At 67.1% G+C, this 14,916-nt stretch carries 8 protein-coding genes and 9 pseudogenes; 6 read left to right on the top strand and 11 right to left on the bottom strand.

Annotated features, from left to right (window positions below; all coding sequences use genetic code 11):
* Positions 1-111: 111 nt before the first annotated feature.
* The 3 genes and pseudogenes from ACWDAS_RS37580 to ACWDAS_RS37590 form a co-directional block, all read right to left on the bottom strand.
* Positions 112-1,068, bottom strand: a complete 957-nt coding sequence (locus ACWDAS_RS37580) for an alpha/beta fold hydrolase (RefSeq protein ID WP_450399950.1) — start codon at positions 1,066-1,068, stop codon at positions 112-114.
* 414 nt (positions 1,069-1,482) lie between these two features.
* A pseudogene (locus tag ACWDAS_RS37585) lies at positions 1,483-2,223 on the bottom strand (IS5 family transposase); the annotation flags it as partial.
* 70 nt (positions 2,224-2,293) lie between these two features.
* Positions 2,294-2,854, bottom strand: a pseudogene (locus tag ACWDAS_RS37590) (transposase family protein); the annotation flags it as partial.
* Between the two features lie 167 nt (positions 2,855-3,021).
* On the opposite strand from ACWDAS_RS37590, the pseudogene ACWDAS_RS37595 reads away from it, so the two are divergent.
* Positions 3,022-3,729 (top strand): annotated as a pseudogene (locus tag ACWDAS_RS37595) (transposase family protein).
* A 581-nt stretch (positions 3,730-4,310) separates the two neighbouring features.
* Here ACWDAS_RS37595 and ACWDAS_RS37600 read toward each other — a convergent pair.
* From ACWDAS_RS37600 to ACWDAS_RS37615, 4 genes and pseudogenes are all read right to left on the bottom strand, one after another.
* The gene (locus tag ACWDAS_RS37600; protein ID WP_450399953.1) at positions 4,311-5,033 is read right to left on the bottom strand and encodes a helix-turn-helix domain-containing protein; all 723 of its coding nucleotides are present in this window, start codon (positions 5,031-5,033) and stop codon (positions 4,311-4,313) included.
* Positions 5,034-5,382: 349 nt separating this feature from the next.
* Positions 5,383-5,616 (bottom strand): annotated as a pseudogene (locus ACWDAS_RS37605) (IS256 family transposase); the annotation flags it as partial.
* 60 nt (positions 5,617-5,676) lie between these two features.
* A complete protein-coding gene (locus ACWDAS_RS37610) occupies positions 5,677-6,426 on the bottom strand; it encodes an MBL fold metallo-hydrolase (RefSeq protein WP_450399955.1) in 750 nt (249 codons plus the stop codon).
* 147 nt (positions 6,427-6,573) lie between these two features.
* Positions 6,574-7,149 (bottom strand): annotated as a pseudogene (locus ACWDAS_RS37615) (IS630 family transposase); the annotation flags it as partial.
* Between ACWDAS_RS37615 and ACWDAS_RS37620 the strand changes: the two are divergent.
* Both ACWDAS_RS37620 and ACWDAS_RS37625 read left to right on the top strand, forming a co-directional pair.
* Positions 7,147-7,889: pseudogene (locus ACWDAS_RS37620) on the top strand (IS5 family transposase); the annotation flags it as partial. The pseudogenes ACWDAS_RS37615 and ACWDAS_RS37620 sit on opposite strands and share 3 nt — an antisense overlap.
* Positions 7,890-7,987: 98 nt before the next feature.
* A pseudogene (locus ACWDAS_RS37625) lies at positions 7,988-8,985 on the top strand (IS5 family transposase).
* A 380-nt stretch (positions 8,986-9,365) separates the two neighbouring features.
* Here ACWDAS_RS37625 and ACWDAS_RS37630 read toward each other — a convergent pair.
* Positions 9,366-9,989 (bottom strand): TetR/AcrR family transcriptional regulator, encoded by a 624-nt coding sequence (locus ACWDAS_RS37630; RefSeq protein ID WP_450399957.1) that lies wholly within the window; start codon positions 9,987-9,989, stop codon positions 9,366-9,368.
* A 327-nt stretch (positions 9,990-10,316) separates the two neighbouring features.
* Here ACWDAS_RS37630 and ACWDAS_RS37635 point away from each other — a divergent pair, with 327 nt between their 5' ends.
* Together ACWDAS_RS37635 and ACWDAS_RS37640 are read left to right on the top strand one after the other, a co-directional pair.
* Positions 10,317-10,985: a peroxiredoxin-like family protein gene (locus ACWDAS_RS37635; protein ID WP_450399959.1), complete on the top strand. Its 669-nt coding sequence runs from the start codon at positions 10,317-10,319 to the stop codon at positions 10,983-10,985.
* Positions 10,986-11,583: 598 nt separating this feature from the next.
* The gene (locus ACWDAS_RS37640; RefSeq protein ID WP_450399961.1) at positions 11,584-12,147 is read left to right on the top strand and encodes an NADPH-dependent FMN reductase; all 564 of its coding nucleotides are present in this window, start codon (positions 11,584-11,586) and stop codon (positions 12,145-12,147) included.
* 197 nt (positions 12,148-12,344) lie between these two features.
* On the opposite strand, the gene ACWDAS_RS37645 is transcribed toward ACWDAS_RS37640, so the two are convergent.
* The gene (locus ACWDAS_RS37645) at positions 12,345-12,473 is read right to left on the bottom strand and encodes a hypothetical protein (protein ID WP_450399964.1); all 129 of its coding nucleotides are present in this window, start codon (positions 12,471-12,473) and stop codon (positions 12,345-12,347) included.
* Positions 12,474-12,571: 98 nt separating this feature from the next.
* On the opposite strand from ACWDAS_RS37645, the pseudogene ACWDAS_RS37650 reads away from it, so the two are divergent.
* Positions 12,572-12,958 (top strand): annotated as a pseudogene (locus ACWDAS_RS37650) (transposase); the annotation flags it as partial.
* 168 nt (positions 12,959-13,126) lie between these two features.
* On the opposite strand, the gene ACWDAS_RS37655 reads toward ACWDAS_RS37650, so the two are convergent.
* Together ACWDAS_RS37655 and ACWDAS_RS37660 are read right to left on the bottom strand one after the other, a co-directional pair.
* Complete coding sequence (locus tag ACWDAS_RS37655) at positions 13,127-14,215, bottom strand: alkene reductase (RefSeq protein WP_450399967.1); 1,089 nt, start codon at positions 14,213-14,215, stop codon at positions 13,127-13,129.
* 66 nt (positions 14,216-14,281) lie between these two features.
* Positions 14,282-14,898: pseudogene (locus tag ACWDAS_RS37660) on the bottom strand (NADPH-dependent F420 reductase).
* Between the last annotated feature and the right edge of the window lie 18 nt (positions 14,899-14,916).

Here is a 14,916-nt window from a genome sequence, read left to right on the forward strand (position 1 = left end):
CCTGCAAGCCTTCGACATCGCCTTCGACGGCCGACTCTCCCTCGGCCGCCGCTAACTCACACCACCCGAGTTACACCGTTCGTTGGACAGACCCCTTCCCGGGACGGCCGGTCAGCGCAAGCGGCGGCGCAGCCGGCGGCCGACGAGGACGGCACCGGCACCGGCGACGAGGGACACACCGGCGATGCCGCCGAGGCCGGTGAGCTCACGCCGGGGCTCGGCGGAGCCCGTGGCCGCCAGGGAGGGGCCGGCGGACCCGGACCCCGAGGCGGTGGCGGCCTGGAGGATCAGGTCGGTGACGGCGTCGGGGTGCGCGATCAGGGAGACGTGGCAGGAGTTGATCTCCACCGTGTGCGAGTGGGCGCGGCGGGCCTGGAAGCGTTCCTGCTCGGGGCTGATGGTCATGTCCTGGCGGCCAACCATGGCCCAGGACGGGATGGTCTTCCAGGCGGCGACCTTGGCCGTCTCGGAGAGGGCGGTGGTGGCGGCTGGCCGCTGGGTGACGCCCAGCAGGTCGGCCTGGCTCCTCGGCAGGCAGGCCGCGAAGAGCGGGTACACCTTGTCGCGCTTGAGGTAGAGGTCGGTACCGCTCCGCCCGCCGCCCTCCCGGTAGGGGACGGACCTGAGCGCGGTGGGGAGGGCGGTGGGGAACCGGGCGGCCAGCGACGCGCCGCTCTCGCCGACGTCGGGCACCTGGGCGTCGATGTACACCAGCGCCTTGACCTGGGGGTGGCCGGCCGCGGCCGAGCTGATCACGGCGCCGCCGTAGGAGTGACCGGCCAGGACGACGGGGCCCTTGATGCTGTCCAGCACCGACGATATGTAGGTCGCGTCGTTGTACAGGCCGCGCAGCGGGTTGGCGGGCGCCATGACCGTGTAGCCGCGGCGTTCGAGCCGTTCCACGACGCCGTTCCAGCTGGAGCTGTCGGCGAACGCCCCGTGGATGAGGACGACGGTGGGCTTGGCGCCGCTCGCGCCGCCTCCGCCGTCGGCGGAGGCAGGGGCCGCGGACGCCGTGCACAGGGCCGCGACGCACGCCGCCGCGGCGAGGACCGGAGATGCCGTCATACCGTTCTCGCTTCCCTTGAGGCCTACGGCACACCAGCTTTCAGGCATCGGCAGAGCCGGGCGCTGCCATGCTGTCCGACCGGGTGAAAACGGCGTGGCATCAGGATGAGTCCGGTGCGCCGGGGCTCAGGGAAGGGACCGGTGAGCTCCGTCTTCCCGATGAGGTCCTGCCCGGGCGCCGAACCTCGGCCCAGAGGGCGTCGACGCACCCGTCGCGTCACCGGCGACCGGCAAGGAGAACCCGGATCGTCGCGCTGTGGGTGTTTGCGACACGTAAATCGGCCCCACTCCGGCACGGAAGTTGGCCCCACCAGGCGTTCAAAGGTCGGGCACTGCCGAGGAGCACGTCACAGACAAAGACGCAGCTAGGGCGCGTATTCGATTGTGATCAATGGGCGGTCCGGGTGAGGTTTTGATCCAGATCATCAAGGCCCGCAGGTGGAGGCCGGCGAGGTAGCTCTCCAGCGTCTTGTCGTAGCGAGTGGCGATGCCGCGCCATGCCTTCAGCTTGTTGATCAGGCGCTCGACGGTGTTCGGTTCCTTGTAGAGGTCGGTGTCGTGGCTGACGGGTCGGCCGCCCTTGTTGCCCTTGTTCTTGCGGTTGGCGGCTTGGTCCTTCTTCTCCGGGATGACGGCCTTGATGCGCGGTTTGCGTAGGTAGGCGCGGTTTCAGCGGGACGAGTAGGCTTTGTCCCCGGCGACCGCGTCGGGCCGGGTGCGGGGACGGCCGACCGGCCTGCGAACCCGTACCTTCTTCACTACGGGGATGAACTGCGGGCCCGCGGCCTGTCCCGCGGTCAGGACAAACTCCGGCGGGCGGCACTTCCTATCGGCGGCGAGGTGGATCTTGCTGGTCTGTCCGCCTCTCTGACCTGGCCTTTTCCTCCTCGGCCGCGGCCTTCTCCAGGGCGGTGAGCACGTCCTGGCCCAGGTGCATCCCGGCGGCGTCGTGGTGAGCGCGCGCGGTGGTGGAGTCGACACTGACCAGGGACAGGTCCACCTCGCCCCGCTTCGCCGCCTCCGCGATCAACCACGCTACTGCCGGAAGCGGTTGGAGACGGTCGACCAGGCACCGAACTCCCGCGGCATCTCCCACCACTGCCCGCCGGTCTTGAACCGCCAGATCACGCCCTCGAACTGCAGCCGTAACGGCTCGGTTAAGAGGTCCTAACAAAGGCGTTGGACGTGTCGGTGGGTGATCAGGCAGGTGGCGAGGCCGAGGAAGTTGCCGGGTGGTGAGTTCCTTGCGGGGTGGGCGTCTGGTCGGCGTGGCGAAGGTGCCGTCGGCGCCGAGGTAGGCCAGGTCGGCCAGGTCGGGGATGCCGAGGCGGACGCTGGTGGTCACGATGCGGCCGGGCAGAGCGCGGGAGATCCACACGATCTCGCCTCGCGGGTCGGTGATGACCTGCAGGTTCACGCCGTGGCGGCGGTGCTTGCCGGAGTAGTCGGCGCAGCCGTCGCCGACCCGGTCGCATTCGGCGAGCGTGCCGTCGACGAGCACGTACTCCGGGTCCGCCTTGCGCAGGGCGCGGGTCAGGCCGGGCGCGCGGTGGGCCAGGAGCTCGATGACGGCGTGCACCTAGGTGTGGGCGGTGCCGATGCCGATCCGGAAGCTGGCTGCGATCTGCGCGAGAGTGTCGTGCTTGCGCAGGTAGGCCAGCGCGACCAGGGCCCGCTGCGAGGGTCGGAGTTTGCAGCGGCGGTCACCCTCCTGGGTGACGATCAGCATCGTCACCCACTCAACCAGCGCATGAGGCAGGTCCAGTGCTGCAGGATGGGTAACCAACGGGGCTCCCTGGCAGAGGGGTTGAGACGTCAGACATCTCGCTCAACCGCCGAGGAGCCTCGCCCGTTTCACACCGGTCTCCAACCAGTGGGCCCTCACCCGATCGGTGGCCCCACTGAAAAGGCTCATGGAGTGCCGTGCCTTCTCAGGGGCGGTGCCCGCACCGCATCCAGCCCATCCCTCGAACCCACAGCCGCCGCCTATTGCCGGTCGGTCTTACCTCGGACCGGCAGCCTCTCCTGGCGCTGGCACATGTGCGCTGCGGACACACCTACGCCCAGTTGGCGGCAGGTTTCGGCGTCGGGAACGCCACGGTCTACCGCTACGTCGCCGAGGTCATCGAACTCCTCGCGTCCCGTGCACCGGACCTGGCTGCTGCCACCAAGGAGGCTTCGCGCAAGGGGTTCGTGATTCTTGACGGCACGCTGCTGCCGATCGACCGCATCGCCGCCGACCGGCCCTACTACTCGGGGAAACACAAGAAACACGGCATGAACGTGCAGGTCATCGCCGATCCCTTCGGGAACCTGATCTGGGCCTCGCCAGCCTTGCCGGGATCGGTCCACGACATCGAAGCCGCCCGTACCCACGGCGTCATCGACGCCCTCGACAAAGCCGGCATCCGGTGCTGGGCCGACAAGGGTTATCAAGGCGCCGGCGGCACGGTCCGCGTGCCCTACCGCGGCCGTTGAGACAAGCTCTCCACAGGTCAGCGCGCCGCCAACGTCTCCCACGCGAAGATCCGCGCGCTCGGCGAACGGGCCATGGCCACCCTCAAAACCTGGCGCCTCCTGCGGAAGCTGAGGTGCGGCACCACCCGCATCACCACCCTCGTCCAAGCCGTCCTCACCCTCCACCTCAACCCGGCAAACTGAGGTTGGAAACAGCTCAATGTCCGAGGCGGGTGGCAGCCGCAGTCCGGTAGCAGCTGCGGTCTTCGGTGTCATCCCGCAGGGATCTGAAATGCGCTGCGACAGGCTCACGTAGGAAGCCCGGCGCACTTCAGCTCTCATGCTGGGGGCGGTGGACGATCTGACAGACGGTGGCCTCGATTCCGACCCGTCGTCGGTAGCGCTTCCGCCATGTGTCGGTTTCCTGTTCGCGGCGGCGCTACTGAAGGGCCGCTCTCTGGGCGGGTTCGCACAGGGTGAGTGCCCGTCCCCACTTGCCGTTGCCCGCTGCCGTGCACTGCGGGCGCAGGGGGCAGGCGCGGCAGCTCGTCGCATCGAACCGGATCTGAACCAGGGGGACGCGTGTGCGGCGACTACTGTGGGCGGCAGCCCAAGAGACACTCACGCGGGCGGAGTTCTTGCCCCTGGGGGACACGGCTGCGCACGCGGTGCAGGAGTAGGTACGAGTCAGACCCCGTAGCGGCCGAAGAAGCGCGCGCACCCGCGCAGGGAACCCTGCGATTTCCTGGAGCGCCTGCGGCGCGCCGGCCTCGGCGCCTGCGACCTCAGCGACCCGTGCCTGTGGCATCAATACGCAGCTTTTCCAGGTACGCGGTCGGTGTGGTTCCATAAATTTTTTTGAAGGTCCGAGTGAAGTGACTTGCATCGGAGAAATGCCATTTCGCTGCAAGCTCGCCAAAGCTTACCAACGGGCTGGAATTGATCATTTCCCTCTGCGCTTCTTCAGTGCGTCGTCGCCGTACATAGCTCATTACAGAGCCGTCACTTGCAGCGAAGCACCGATGTAGCGTCCTTGTCGAGACACCCAAAATCTGTGCGACCACATCGGGACTCAGATCACGCTCCCCCAGGTTCTCATCGATGACCTTCTTGGCCGCCATGACGAGAACATCTCCCCGGCCCGCTATCCCGTGTGCGACATTTGCAGAAATCACTCCCCGCAGAAGCCCTATTGTGGCGTCTGCGACTGCCGCTTTCCCCGACATGGAAATGCCCGAAAAGGTATGATTATCTATCATCTCAAGGTATGCGATCAGAAGCTTGACTTCCGGATTTGACCTGGTCGCCACGAGCGGTCCGCCGTTCAACTGCAGAGAACTTACGCGACTTCGCGGTACAGTTACCCAGCGATAAGCAGTTCCGGGGTCGTACCAGAAACGCCAGCGCTTGCGCGAGTCGCGAACACACATCTCCCCGGGCTTTATGGTGATCTTGGTATTCTCACCCTCGAATTGAACCTGCCCCGACATGACATAGTAGACGACCACCGGGTCACTCTCGTCTCCGTTGCCAGATATACCACTCACGGCACCGGAACGATGTTCAGCATGTACGACGTCGTTAAATATTTGCCCATGCGCGTCGAATCGGAATCCCCGCAATAGCGACTGCGGTGAAAGGGTAAGATTTGTTACATGGTTCAGGATACTGGAGCTCCAAGCCCGAGTAAGCCTCTGCATTTCCGGAGCAGGGCCAGGCGGAATTCGCGCAGAGGCAAGCAGGTTCGAAGGGCGCGACACGTCGCATTCGCCGGCCTCCCCTTCACCCGGGCCCACCTTGGGGAATTCGCTTGACATGACTTACTCTTTTCGGTTGGACGCTTCATGTTTCCGTCCCAGGGTCGTGCTTGTCGTAGCCCAGGTGGTCGGTGATCTCGCCTTCCAGAGCGGACTCCAGCACGCGCTTGGTCAGCTGCTGCAGGAGCCCGCCCTCGCCGGTCAACTGGAGCCCGTTCGCGCGGGCCCGGTCGACCAACTGCCCGATCAACTGGTCATCCAGCAGGTCCGCCGACAGCTCGACCGGCCGAACCTCTTCAACCGCCTCGATGGAGGCAGTCACGTCGCTCGTCAGGTGTTCTTCCTTGATCGGGAGTTACACCGTTCTTTTCACAGTCCCAAACACCATTGGGAATCAGTCAAGCTGCAGCCGATTTGCGATGCCGGCAGACGTGAAGGCGTTGACGAGATCACCGCGGTCTTCGGTGTAGTGGGCCCAGCTGTCGCAGTGAGCGGGGACGACACGTCGGGCTTCGAGGATCTGTGCGGCTGTAGCGGCCCCGGCGCCGTCCAGGACGACGAGTGCACCATCGAAAACGGGCAGTCGAGGTGCGCCGGCGAAGAGAACCGCGGAGTCGATAGGCCCGAAGCGTTCGGCGATCTGCCTCACCACGTCCAGTGACGCGTTGTCGCCGCTGACGTAGACCGTGGGCAGGTCCTCGGAGGTGAGGACGAACCCGATCACTTCACCTGCGATCGCCTCGGCTCCTTCCGGGCCGTGGAGGGCTGGCGTACCCGTTACAGTCACCATGCCACCATCCGGGCGCGGGAGTTCGACAGAGGCCCACGGGGAGAGCGCGCGGGTAGTCCCGCCGAGGCGCTGTGCGCCGTCGGTAGTGGTGAGGGTGAGTGGCACGCTGGCGAGAAAGTTTCGCCCAGAAGTGTCGAGGTTGTCGGCGTGCTGGTCGTGGGAAAGCAGCACGGCGTCGACGGGCCCAAGTTCCTTCGGCGTGATTGAGGAGGGTGCCGTTTTTGTCAGCACCAAGCCGCCGGGCAACTCGTAGTCGCCGGGGCCGTCGAAGGTCGGATCGGTCAGAAACCGCAGACCTCCATACTCGATGAGAACCGTCGGACCGCTGAAGACAGTGATCGGAACCTGCTGCACCTTCGAACACCTCACGAATAGGTGGGTAGTAATCCGTGATAAACATATGAATGCTCGTGGATGAGTGCAAGCCGCACCATGAGGCGCATGTTGGCAAGCCCGATAGAACCGTTTGATGTGCAGCCCGCCCCAGAGGCCGAGCAGTACCTAGTGTCGCGTGAATGAAGTTCTTGGACGTTTAGGTGTGGCGTGTTCGAGGATTTCGTCGGCGGTCTTGGTCCAAGCGAAGGGCTGGCAGCGGTCGTTGTAGGCGTCGATGTACCGGCGGATGGCGTCCTTCAGGTCGGCGACGGAGGTGAAGGTGCCGCGGCGTATGGCCTGGCGGGTGATGATGCCGAAGAAGATCTCCACCAGGTTCAGCCACGAGCAGGAGGTCGGTGTGAAGTGCAGGGTGATCCGGGGGTTCTTCGCCAGCCATGCCTTCACGCGGGGGTGCTTGTGGGTGGCGTAGTTGTCGACGACCACGTGCAGCTTCACCCTCGGGTGGGCCTTGGCGACCTGCTTGAGAAAGCGCAGGAACTCGTCGTTGCGGTGCCGGGTGTGGCAGGCGTCGGCTGTGATCTTCCCGGTGGCGACCTCCAGCGCGGCAAACAGCGTGGTGGTGCCGTGCCGCACGTAGTCGTGGGTGCGCCGCTCGGACAGGCCGGGCCGCACCGGCAGCATCGGCGCGGTCCGGTCCAGCGCCTGGATCTGGCTCTTCTCGTCCACGCAGACCACCACGGCGAGGTGGACCTGTCCCTGGGCAGTATCGACTCCACCACCGCACGCGCTCACCACGACGCCGCCGGGATGCATCTGCGCCAGGATGTGCTCACCGCCCTGGAGCAGGCCGCCGCCGAGGAGGAAAAGGCCAGGTCAAAGGGGGCGGCTCGGAAGGACAAGACGGGCAGGACCCCGGAGGAGACCCGGGGCAGGAAGAACGGCGACACATCCGACGCCGCCGGAAACTGCGACTGAAGGCTGCCCTGCTCGGACGCTCGAGAGGCGGACAGACCAGCAAGATCCACCTTGCCGCCGACCGAAAGTGCCGCCCGCTGGCGTTCGTCCTCACCGCTGGACAGGCCGCGGACAGCCCCCAGTTCATCCCTGTGCTCAAGGAGGTACGGGTCTGCGGGCCGGTCGGCCGTCCCCGCACCCGGCCCGACGCGGTCGCCGGGGACAAGGCGTACTCCTCCCGAGGTAACCGCTCCTACCTGCGGAGACGCCGCATCAAGGCCGTCATCCCGGAGAAGAAGGACCAGGCCGCCAACCGCAAGAAGAAGGGCAACAAGGACGGCCGGCCCGTCAGCCACGACACCGACCTCTACAGGGAACGGAACACCGTCGAGCGCCTGATCAACAAGCTGAAGGCGTGGCGAGGCATCGCCACTCGCTATGACAAAACACCGGAAAGCTACCTCGCCGGCCTCCATCTACGGGCCTCGATGATCTGGATCAAGGAACTCACCCGGATCGCCCATTGATCAGAACCGAATACGCGCCCTAGGGACTGTTCCAGGATCTGATCATTGGATGTGTCATTCGCCTCTGGCGGTGGGTCGTTGCCTGGTAGAAGACCGGTGTGACGCGTGGTGATCTGACCGATGGTGAGTGGGAGTTGGTCGAGCCGTTCCTGCCGGTGGGGGAACGCGGGTCGTACGATCCCCAGCGGCTGCGGAGGCAGTTCGACGGGGTGGTGTGGCGTTTTCGTACCGGCAGTCCGTGGCGTGACCTGCCCGAGAAGTACGGCTCCTGGTCGACGGTGTACGGCCGCTTTGAGTCCTGGGCCGGTGCCGGGGTCTTCGAGGCCTTGATGGAGGGGATGATCGCGGAGGCGGCCGTGCGTGGGCAGGTCGATCTGGGCCTGGTCAGTGTGGACTCCACGGTCGTGCGTGCTCACCACGACGCGGCGGGTATGGCCGTGGACCCGGATCTGCTGCACGCGTTGGAGAAGGCCGTCGCCGAGGAAAAGGGGCTCCGCGAAAGGGGCAAAAGGAGTCGCCCGAGCGGGCGGTGAACGGCGCTGCGGACGCGCTGGCGCATGCGGAGCGTCGCCGTCGCCGCAGGGCGCGGCTGAAGGCGGCCGGGCTCGGGCGCTCGCGTGGCGGGCTGACCAGCAAGGTTCATCTGGCCGCGGACCGGCGCTGCCGGCCGCTGGCGTTCGTCCTGACTCCCGGGCAGGCGGCTGACAGTCCGCAGTTCACGGAGGTCATTGAGCGGATCAAGGTCCGTGGCCGGATCGGCCGACCTCGCACCCGGCCCGGGGCTCTCGCCGCGGACAAGGCCTATTCCTCCCGGGCCAACCGCGCCTACCTGCGCAGACGCCGTATCAAGGCGGTCATCCCGCAGAAGGCGGACCAGGCGGCCAACCGCCGGAAGAAGGGCTCACGCGGAGGCCGCCCGGTCACCCACGACGCCGAGCTCTACAAGGAGCGCAACACCGTCGAGCGTTGCATCAACAAGATCAAGGACTGGCGTGGCCTGGCCACCCGCTACGACAAGACACCCGCCAGCTACCTGGCCGGACTCCACTTACGCGGCGCCATCATCTGGCTCCGCAGCCTCCAACCAAGCCATTGATCGGAACTCAGAACAGTCCCTAGTGCCGTGGTCCTGGCGGCGGCCATATCCACCGCCGACGCCGTGCAGGACCTCCACCTCCTGCTGGAAGTCGTCGGCGCCGGGTAAGGGAGCCGCAACCCGCGGGAGCAGCGGCCCTTGAGTGGGAGCCGCCCCGGTGACTGTCCGGCTGACGCCTCTCACCGGGGATCCGGTGGCCTCTGCATTCCGGTTCGGCAGGTGCGCGCATCCGGAGGACCCGGCAACTCCTCACGCCGTCCGTGCAGGCTGCCCGCCTCGGTTCCGAGCAAGGGGTGCCCCCGCTGGTCTCCGCGAGTCCGATCACGTCACGGCTCACCGGCGGCGGCTGTCCGGGCCCGCAGGGCATCGGTTCCGTGCGGTCAGGATCTCGCGTGGCAGCGGATCAGGTCGATGACTGCGTTCAGGACGACTTCGAGCGCCACCGTGTCCCGTCGAGCCTGGGCCATGACCAGGCCGCCCTGCAGGGCTGTGAGCAGCGCCAGAGCCAATTGGGAGGGGTCGGCATCCGCGTCCAGTTCGCCCCTGGTCTGCATGCGGTCGAGCCCCTCGCGGATGGCTTCCTCCCACCGCCGGTATCCGGCCGCGAGCTCGACGCGGGCCTCAGCGTCATGGTCGGACAGTTCCATCGAGAGGGACCCGATCGGGCAGCCGCCCTCGCAGTTGCGTGCGCGCTGGTCGGCGACGACGGCGTCGCGCCAGGCCTCCAGCGCCTCGAAGCTGTCGAGTCGGCTCAGCAGGGGCCGCTGCAGGTCGAGGACGTGCTGGGTCTGATAGGCGATGACGGCCTGGATGAGTTCTCTTTTGTCCCCGAAGTAGTGGTAGAGCTGGGAGGGGCTCGATACACCGGCCGCCTTCAGCACGTCACTCGTACCCGTGCCCGCGACACCGCGCTCGAACATCAGCCTGGCTGCGGCCTCGACGATGCGGTCGCGGGTGGCCTGACCCTTGGGGGTCAGGCGCTGGGGGGCAGTACTGGATGTCATTGTGTGCTTCCTCACCCGTGTGGACTCCGCATGCCAGACTACGGCGGCTCCGCCGGAGGACGGCGTATGAGCTCTGGGCCCCGCCCGGCGCGACCGTGCGGCCCATGGCATCCCTATTCATCCGGTGGCGCATGCCACGTAGGCCGCAGATGGGGGCTGCCGTCGCGACCGACTCGCAGGGATGGGGCACGCAGCGCAACGGCCGGCGGCTTCCATTTTCTAGACTTGACACTCTATTTTTTCGCGACAACAATAGATCCGTCGCTCTATTTTTGCGTAGGACGGCCCTTCTCGGGCTCCGTCGACCCGCTCAACTGAAAGACCTCCATGAACGCCTCCCCCACTCCCATCGCCGATCAGGTGGCCGTCGTCAACGAAGGCATGGCCGCGCAGGCGCCCGCCGAGGCTCTCGCCGCCTTCAGGGCCGAGCAGGTCGGCCTCAACGCCGCAGGGCTGCCGACGGACCTCACTCCGGTCGGATCTCCGATGCCCGACGATGTGCTCATGGACGTCCATGGCCGTGCCACCTCAATGGAAGAGGCCCGGCGGGGGCAGGTCGCCGTGATCGTGTTCTACCGCGGGGCATGGTGCCCGTACTGCAACGTCACGCTACGCACGTACCAGAACGTTCTCGCGGAGCAACTGGCCGCTCGCGACATCACGCTGGTTGCCATCAGCCCGCAGAAGCCCGACGGGTCGCTGACGATGCAGGAGAAGAACGGGCTCACCTACACCGTGCTGTCCGACCCGGGCAGCCGGATCGGCGCGAAACTCGGCATCGTGACCCGCCCCACCGAAGACGTGCGGCAGGTACAGACAACTCTCGGTCTGGACCTGACCCAAATCAACGCCGACGGCTCCCACGACATCCTCATGCCGACCGTGGTGATCACCGACTCCGACGGCATAATCCGCTGGATCGACGTTCATCCCGACTACACCACCCGCACCGAGCCGGCACAGATCCTCGCAGCCCTCGAAACGATCACTGACTGACGCCAATGCCAGCCGACACACCCATTGCAACTCTTCGCAGCTCGCGAATGTCCCGCTTCGCCGAGGACGCCATCTGCCAACGGTGGCACCCCTGCAGCGTCGGACGACAGGCCGTGGCCGAGTATTGCGCCTCCATGCACCGGACATGACTGCCCGTTACCGATTTCTGGAGACGCGTCACCTCGCCGCGGACCTCGAGCTTGGACACTTGGTCGTCGACTTCCACTTCGCCGACCGGACAACTGTGCCCGTCAAACTCTGCTGATCGTGGAGCGCGTAGCGGACGAGTGGCACATCGTTCATTGCCAGGTTTCGATCCTGCCCTGACGACGCGGCATTTGCATTTCCCCCTCCCAGCGCCGGGCGCTACGCCACCGGCGGCTCCCGGCGCGGGCCCATGGTCACCGTGACGACGGCTCAGAGGTTCGACAGCCGACTGACGCTGTCCGCCGCGGCCGCTGTGGACCGCTGAACGTCCACAGCATCACTGCAATGAAGGACATGACGGGCCTTTAGCTGCGGCTCAACGCCGTGATCCAGGCCTGGCACGCTCCGCCCGCTCGGCTTCCGCCGAGCGGCCCACCAAGGAGAACATCCCATGAATGACCTCAAGATCGCCGTCATCCTCGGCAGCACCCGCCCCGGCCGCAACGGCAAGGCCGTCGCCGACTGGGTGATGGACCGGGCCGGCGCGCGCACCGGCGCCGAGTACGAGCTGATCGACCTTGCCGACTACCCGCTCCCCCTGCTGGACGAGCCCATCCCGGCGGCCATGGGGCAGTACCAGGGCGAGCACACCAAGGCCTGGGCCGCCAAGATCGCCGAGTTCGACGGATACATCTTCATTACCCCCGAGTACAGCCACTCCACCTCCAGCGTGCTGAAGAACGCGATCGACTATCTGTACGGAGAGTGGAACAACAAGGCGGCCGGTTTCGTCTCCTACGGTTCCCTCGGCGGCGCGCGCGCCGTCGAGCACCTGCGGGGCATAGCCAGCGAACTGCAGCTGGCTCACGTGCGCCAGCAGGTCTCGTTCTCTATGTTCACCGACTTCGAGAACTGGTCCGTCTTCAAGCCGGGCCCGCAGCACGAAGAGTCCTCGACCATTCTGTTCGACCAGCTGGAGTCTTGGACCCGGGCCCTGAAGACCGTCCGGGTCTGACGCACCTGCCTGCGGACAGGCGGGGACGAGAAACACGCTGCCGCTGATGCCGCCGGCCCAGCCGGCTGCATCAGCGGCGCAGCACTTGTACAGTCCCGTCCCCGTCCGGCGCCAGAAGGCCGAGCCGGATCGGCGACATCGCCCGCGCCGCCCTCCTCCTCAACGAAATCTGGAGTGATCACGGTCGACGGACTTTCTCAGGTGGTGCCCCACTGGCGGAGCTGCAGGGCGACCTTCCGCACGGGCACCTCAGCGGCGACGACGTCGCGAACGCGCGTCGCGGCGTCCTTCGGCTGGTAGGTCAGGGTGTGGCCGTTGACGAGCACGCCGCAGGGGCACGGAAAAGGGGGACCTCCAAAAGGAACCACCCGGCGGAATCATCACCGAGCCGGACGACCACGGGCTCGGACGCTCCCGCGGCGGGTTGACCACCAAGCTGCACCTTGCCGTCGAGCAGGGCCAAAAGCCCATGTCGATCGTGATCACCGCAGGCCAGCGCGGGGATTCGCCGCAGTTCGAGGTCGTCCTCGGTCGGGTCCGAGTGCCCCAGCTTGGGGTCGGCAGGCCCCGCACCCGACCTCGGCGCGTGCGGGCCGGCAAGGCGTACGCCTCCCGCAAAAACCCGGCCTACCTGCGACGACGCGGTATCCGCTGCACCATCCCGGACAAGGTCGACCAGGCCCGCAATCGCAAGAACCGCGGCTCGCAACGCGGCCGGCCACCGAAGTTCGACCCGGAGGACTACAAGGCGCGGCACGCAGTCGAATGCGGCATCAACCGCCTCAAGAGGCACCGCGCCGTGGCGACCCGGTACGACAAGCTCGCGGTTCGCTACGAGGCGACTGTCCTGGCGGTGTCCCTTTTGCTGTGGTTCGCGGCCAGTAGCGTTCAGGGAGCCGGCCGGCGCTGCGTCGGGTGTGGGGCAGCGCGAAGTTTCCTGCTGCCCCACACGCCGACGCCGCGCCGGCGTCTTGCTTGCTCAGTTGGCTGTGAAGGCGGGGTAGTCGGTGTAGCCCTTGGTGTGGCCGGCGTAGTAGGTGTCCCGGTCGCCGTCGGCCAGCGGGTGGCCCTGCGCGAAGCGCTCGACCAGGTCGGGGTTGGCGATGAAGGGGGCGCCGAAGGAGACCGCGTTGACGATCCCGTGGTCGAGGATCTGGTTGCCGAGGGCCTGGGTGAAGCCGAGGTTGGCGACGATGTTGCCCAGGTAGTGGGCGCGGTAGCGGGAGAAGACGGCGATGCGCTCCTCGATGGTGCCGGGGGTGCCCAGCAGGTGCAGGTAGGCCAAGTTGCTGTCGTTGAGCTTCTTGAGCAGCTGGTCGTAGTCGGCGAGTGTCTCCTCGTCCGCGGTGAACGTGGTTCCGTTGTTCCAGCCCGGGGACATCTTCACGCTGACGCGGTCGCTGCCCCACACGTCACTGACGGCGTCGAGGATGTCGAGGAGGAAGCGGGCCCGCTTGTCGCTGCTGCCTCCGTAGGCGTCGGTGCGCTGGTTGAGACGCGGGTTGAGGAACTGCGGGATCAAGTGGGACTGCTGGGCGTGGATTTCCACGCCGTCGAAGCCGGCGCGGCGGGCGTTCTCAGCCGCATGGCGGTAGTCGGCGATGGTGGCGGCGATCTCGGCGGCGGTGTAGGCGCGCGGGGTGACGGTGTCCTTCGGGCCGGAGGGGGTGAAGGACTTCTCGCCGGGGTTGACGGCCGAGGGTCCGGCGGGCAGGCGGCCGCCGAGGTGGTCGGGGTGGGAGGCCGCGCCGAGGTGGCCGAACTGGGAGACGATCCGCCCGCCGGCCTCGTGGACGGCTTCGGTGACCTTCGCCCAGCCGGCGGTCTGCGCATCGGTGTAGATGCCGGGCGCGTGGATGAAGCCGACCGCGTCGGCGTTGACCCAGGTTCCCTCGGTGACGATCAGGCCGGCGCCGGCGCGCTGCGCGTAGTAGGTCGCGTGCAGGTCGGTGGGGGCCAGCTCGGCGTTCTGAGCGCGGGCGCGGGTCATGGGGGCCATGACGACGCTGTTGGGGAGCTCCAGCGCGCCGAGGCGGACGGGCTGCAGCAGGGGCTGGGTGGTGGTCATGAGCAACTTCCTTGTGCTGAGGGGGGGATGAGGAGGAGGGGAGCGAGGAAGGGGCGAGGGCCCGGCTCAGTCCTGTTTGAGGGCGTGGAGGCCGGACAGTGGGCCGCCGAGCTGCATGAGGCGTCCGCCCTCGCGCAAGGAGCCGAGGTCGACGGGGGCGAAGCCGAAGGCGGCGGTGAGGTCCTTGACGGTGGTCTTGGCGTCGGCGTCGTCACCGGCGAGGAACAGCACCTGGCGTCCGGCCCGGTGGCGCGGGTCGGCGGCGATGTACTGGCCGTAGAGGGTGTTGAACGCCTTGACGACGCGGGCTCCTGGCAGCAGTGAGGCGACGTGTTCGCTGCCGGTCAGCTCGCCCAGGTCGGCGATCTTCATGGGCGGCGGCGGGGAGGCGAACTGGTTGGTGGCGTCGATGACGATGCGCCCGTCGAAGGGTGGCAGGCCGGCCACCGCGTCCGGGATCTGGGGCCAGCCGACTGCGAGCACGACGAGTTCCGCCGCGGCGGCTTCCTGCGGGGTGCCGGCGTGGGCGAGCGGTCCGAGTTCGCCGGCGAGCCGGCCAGACAGGCGGGGCCGCGGCTGTTGCTCAAGTCGACCTGGTGGCCGTGGGCCACGGCGTGGCGGGCGATGGCCTGGGCGACGGTTCCGGCGCCGAGGGTTCCGGCGCCGAGGGTTCCGATCTTCATGGCGGTGCCCTTCGTGGG

This window comes from Streptomyces sp. NPDC001070 (assembly GCF_053598835.1).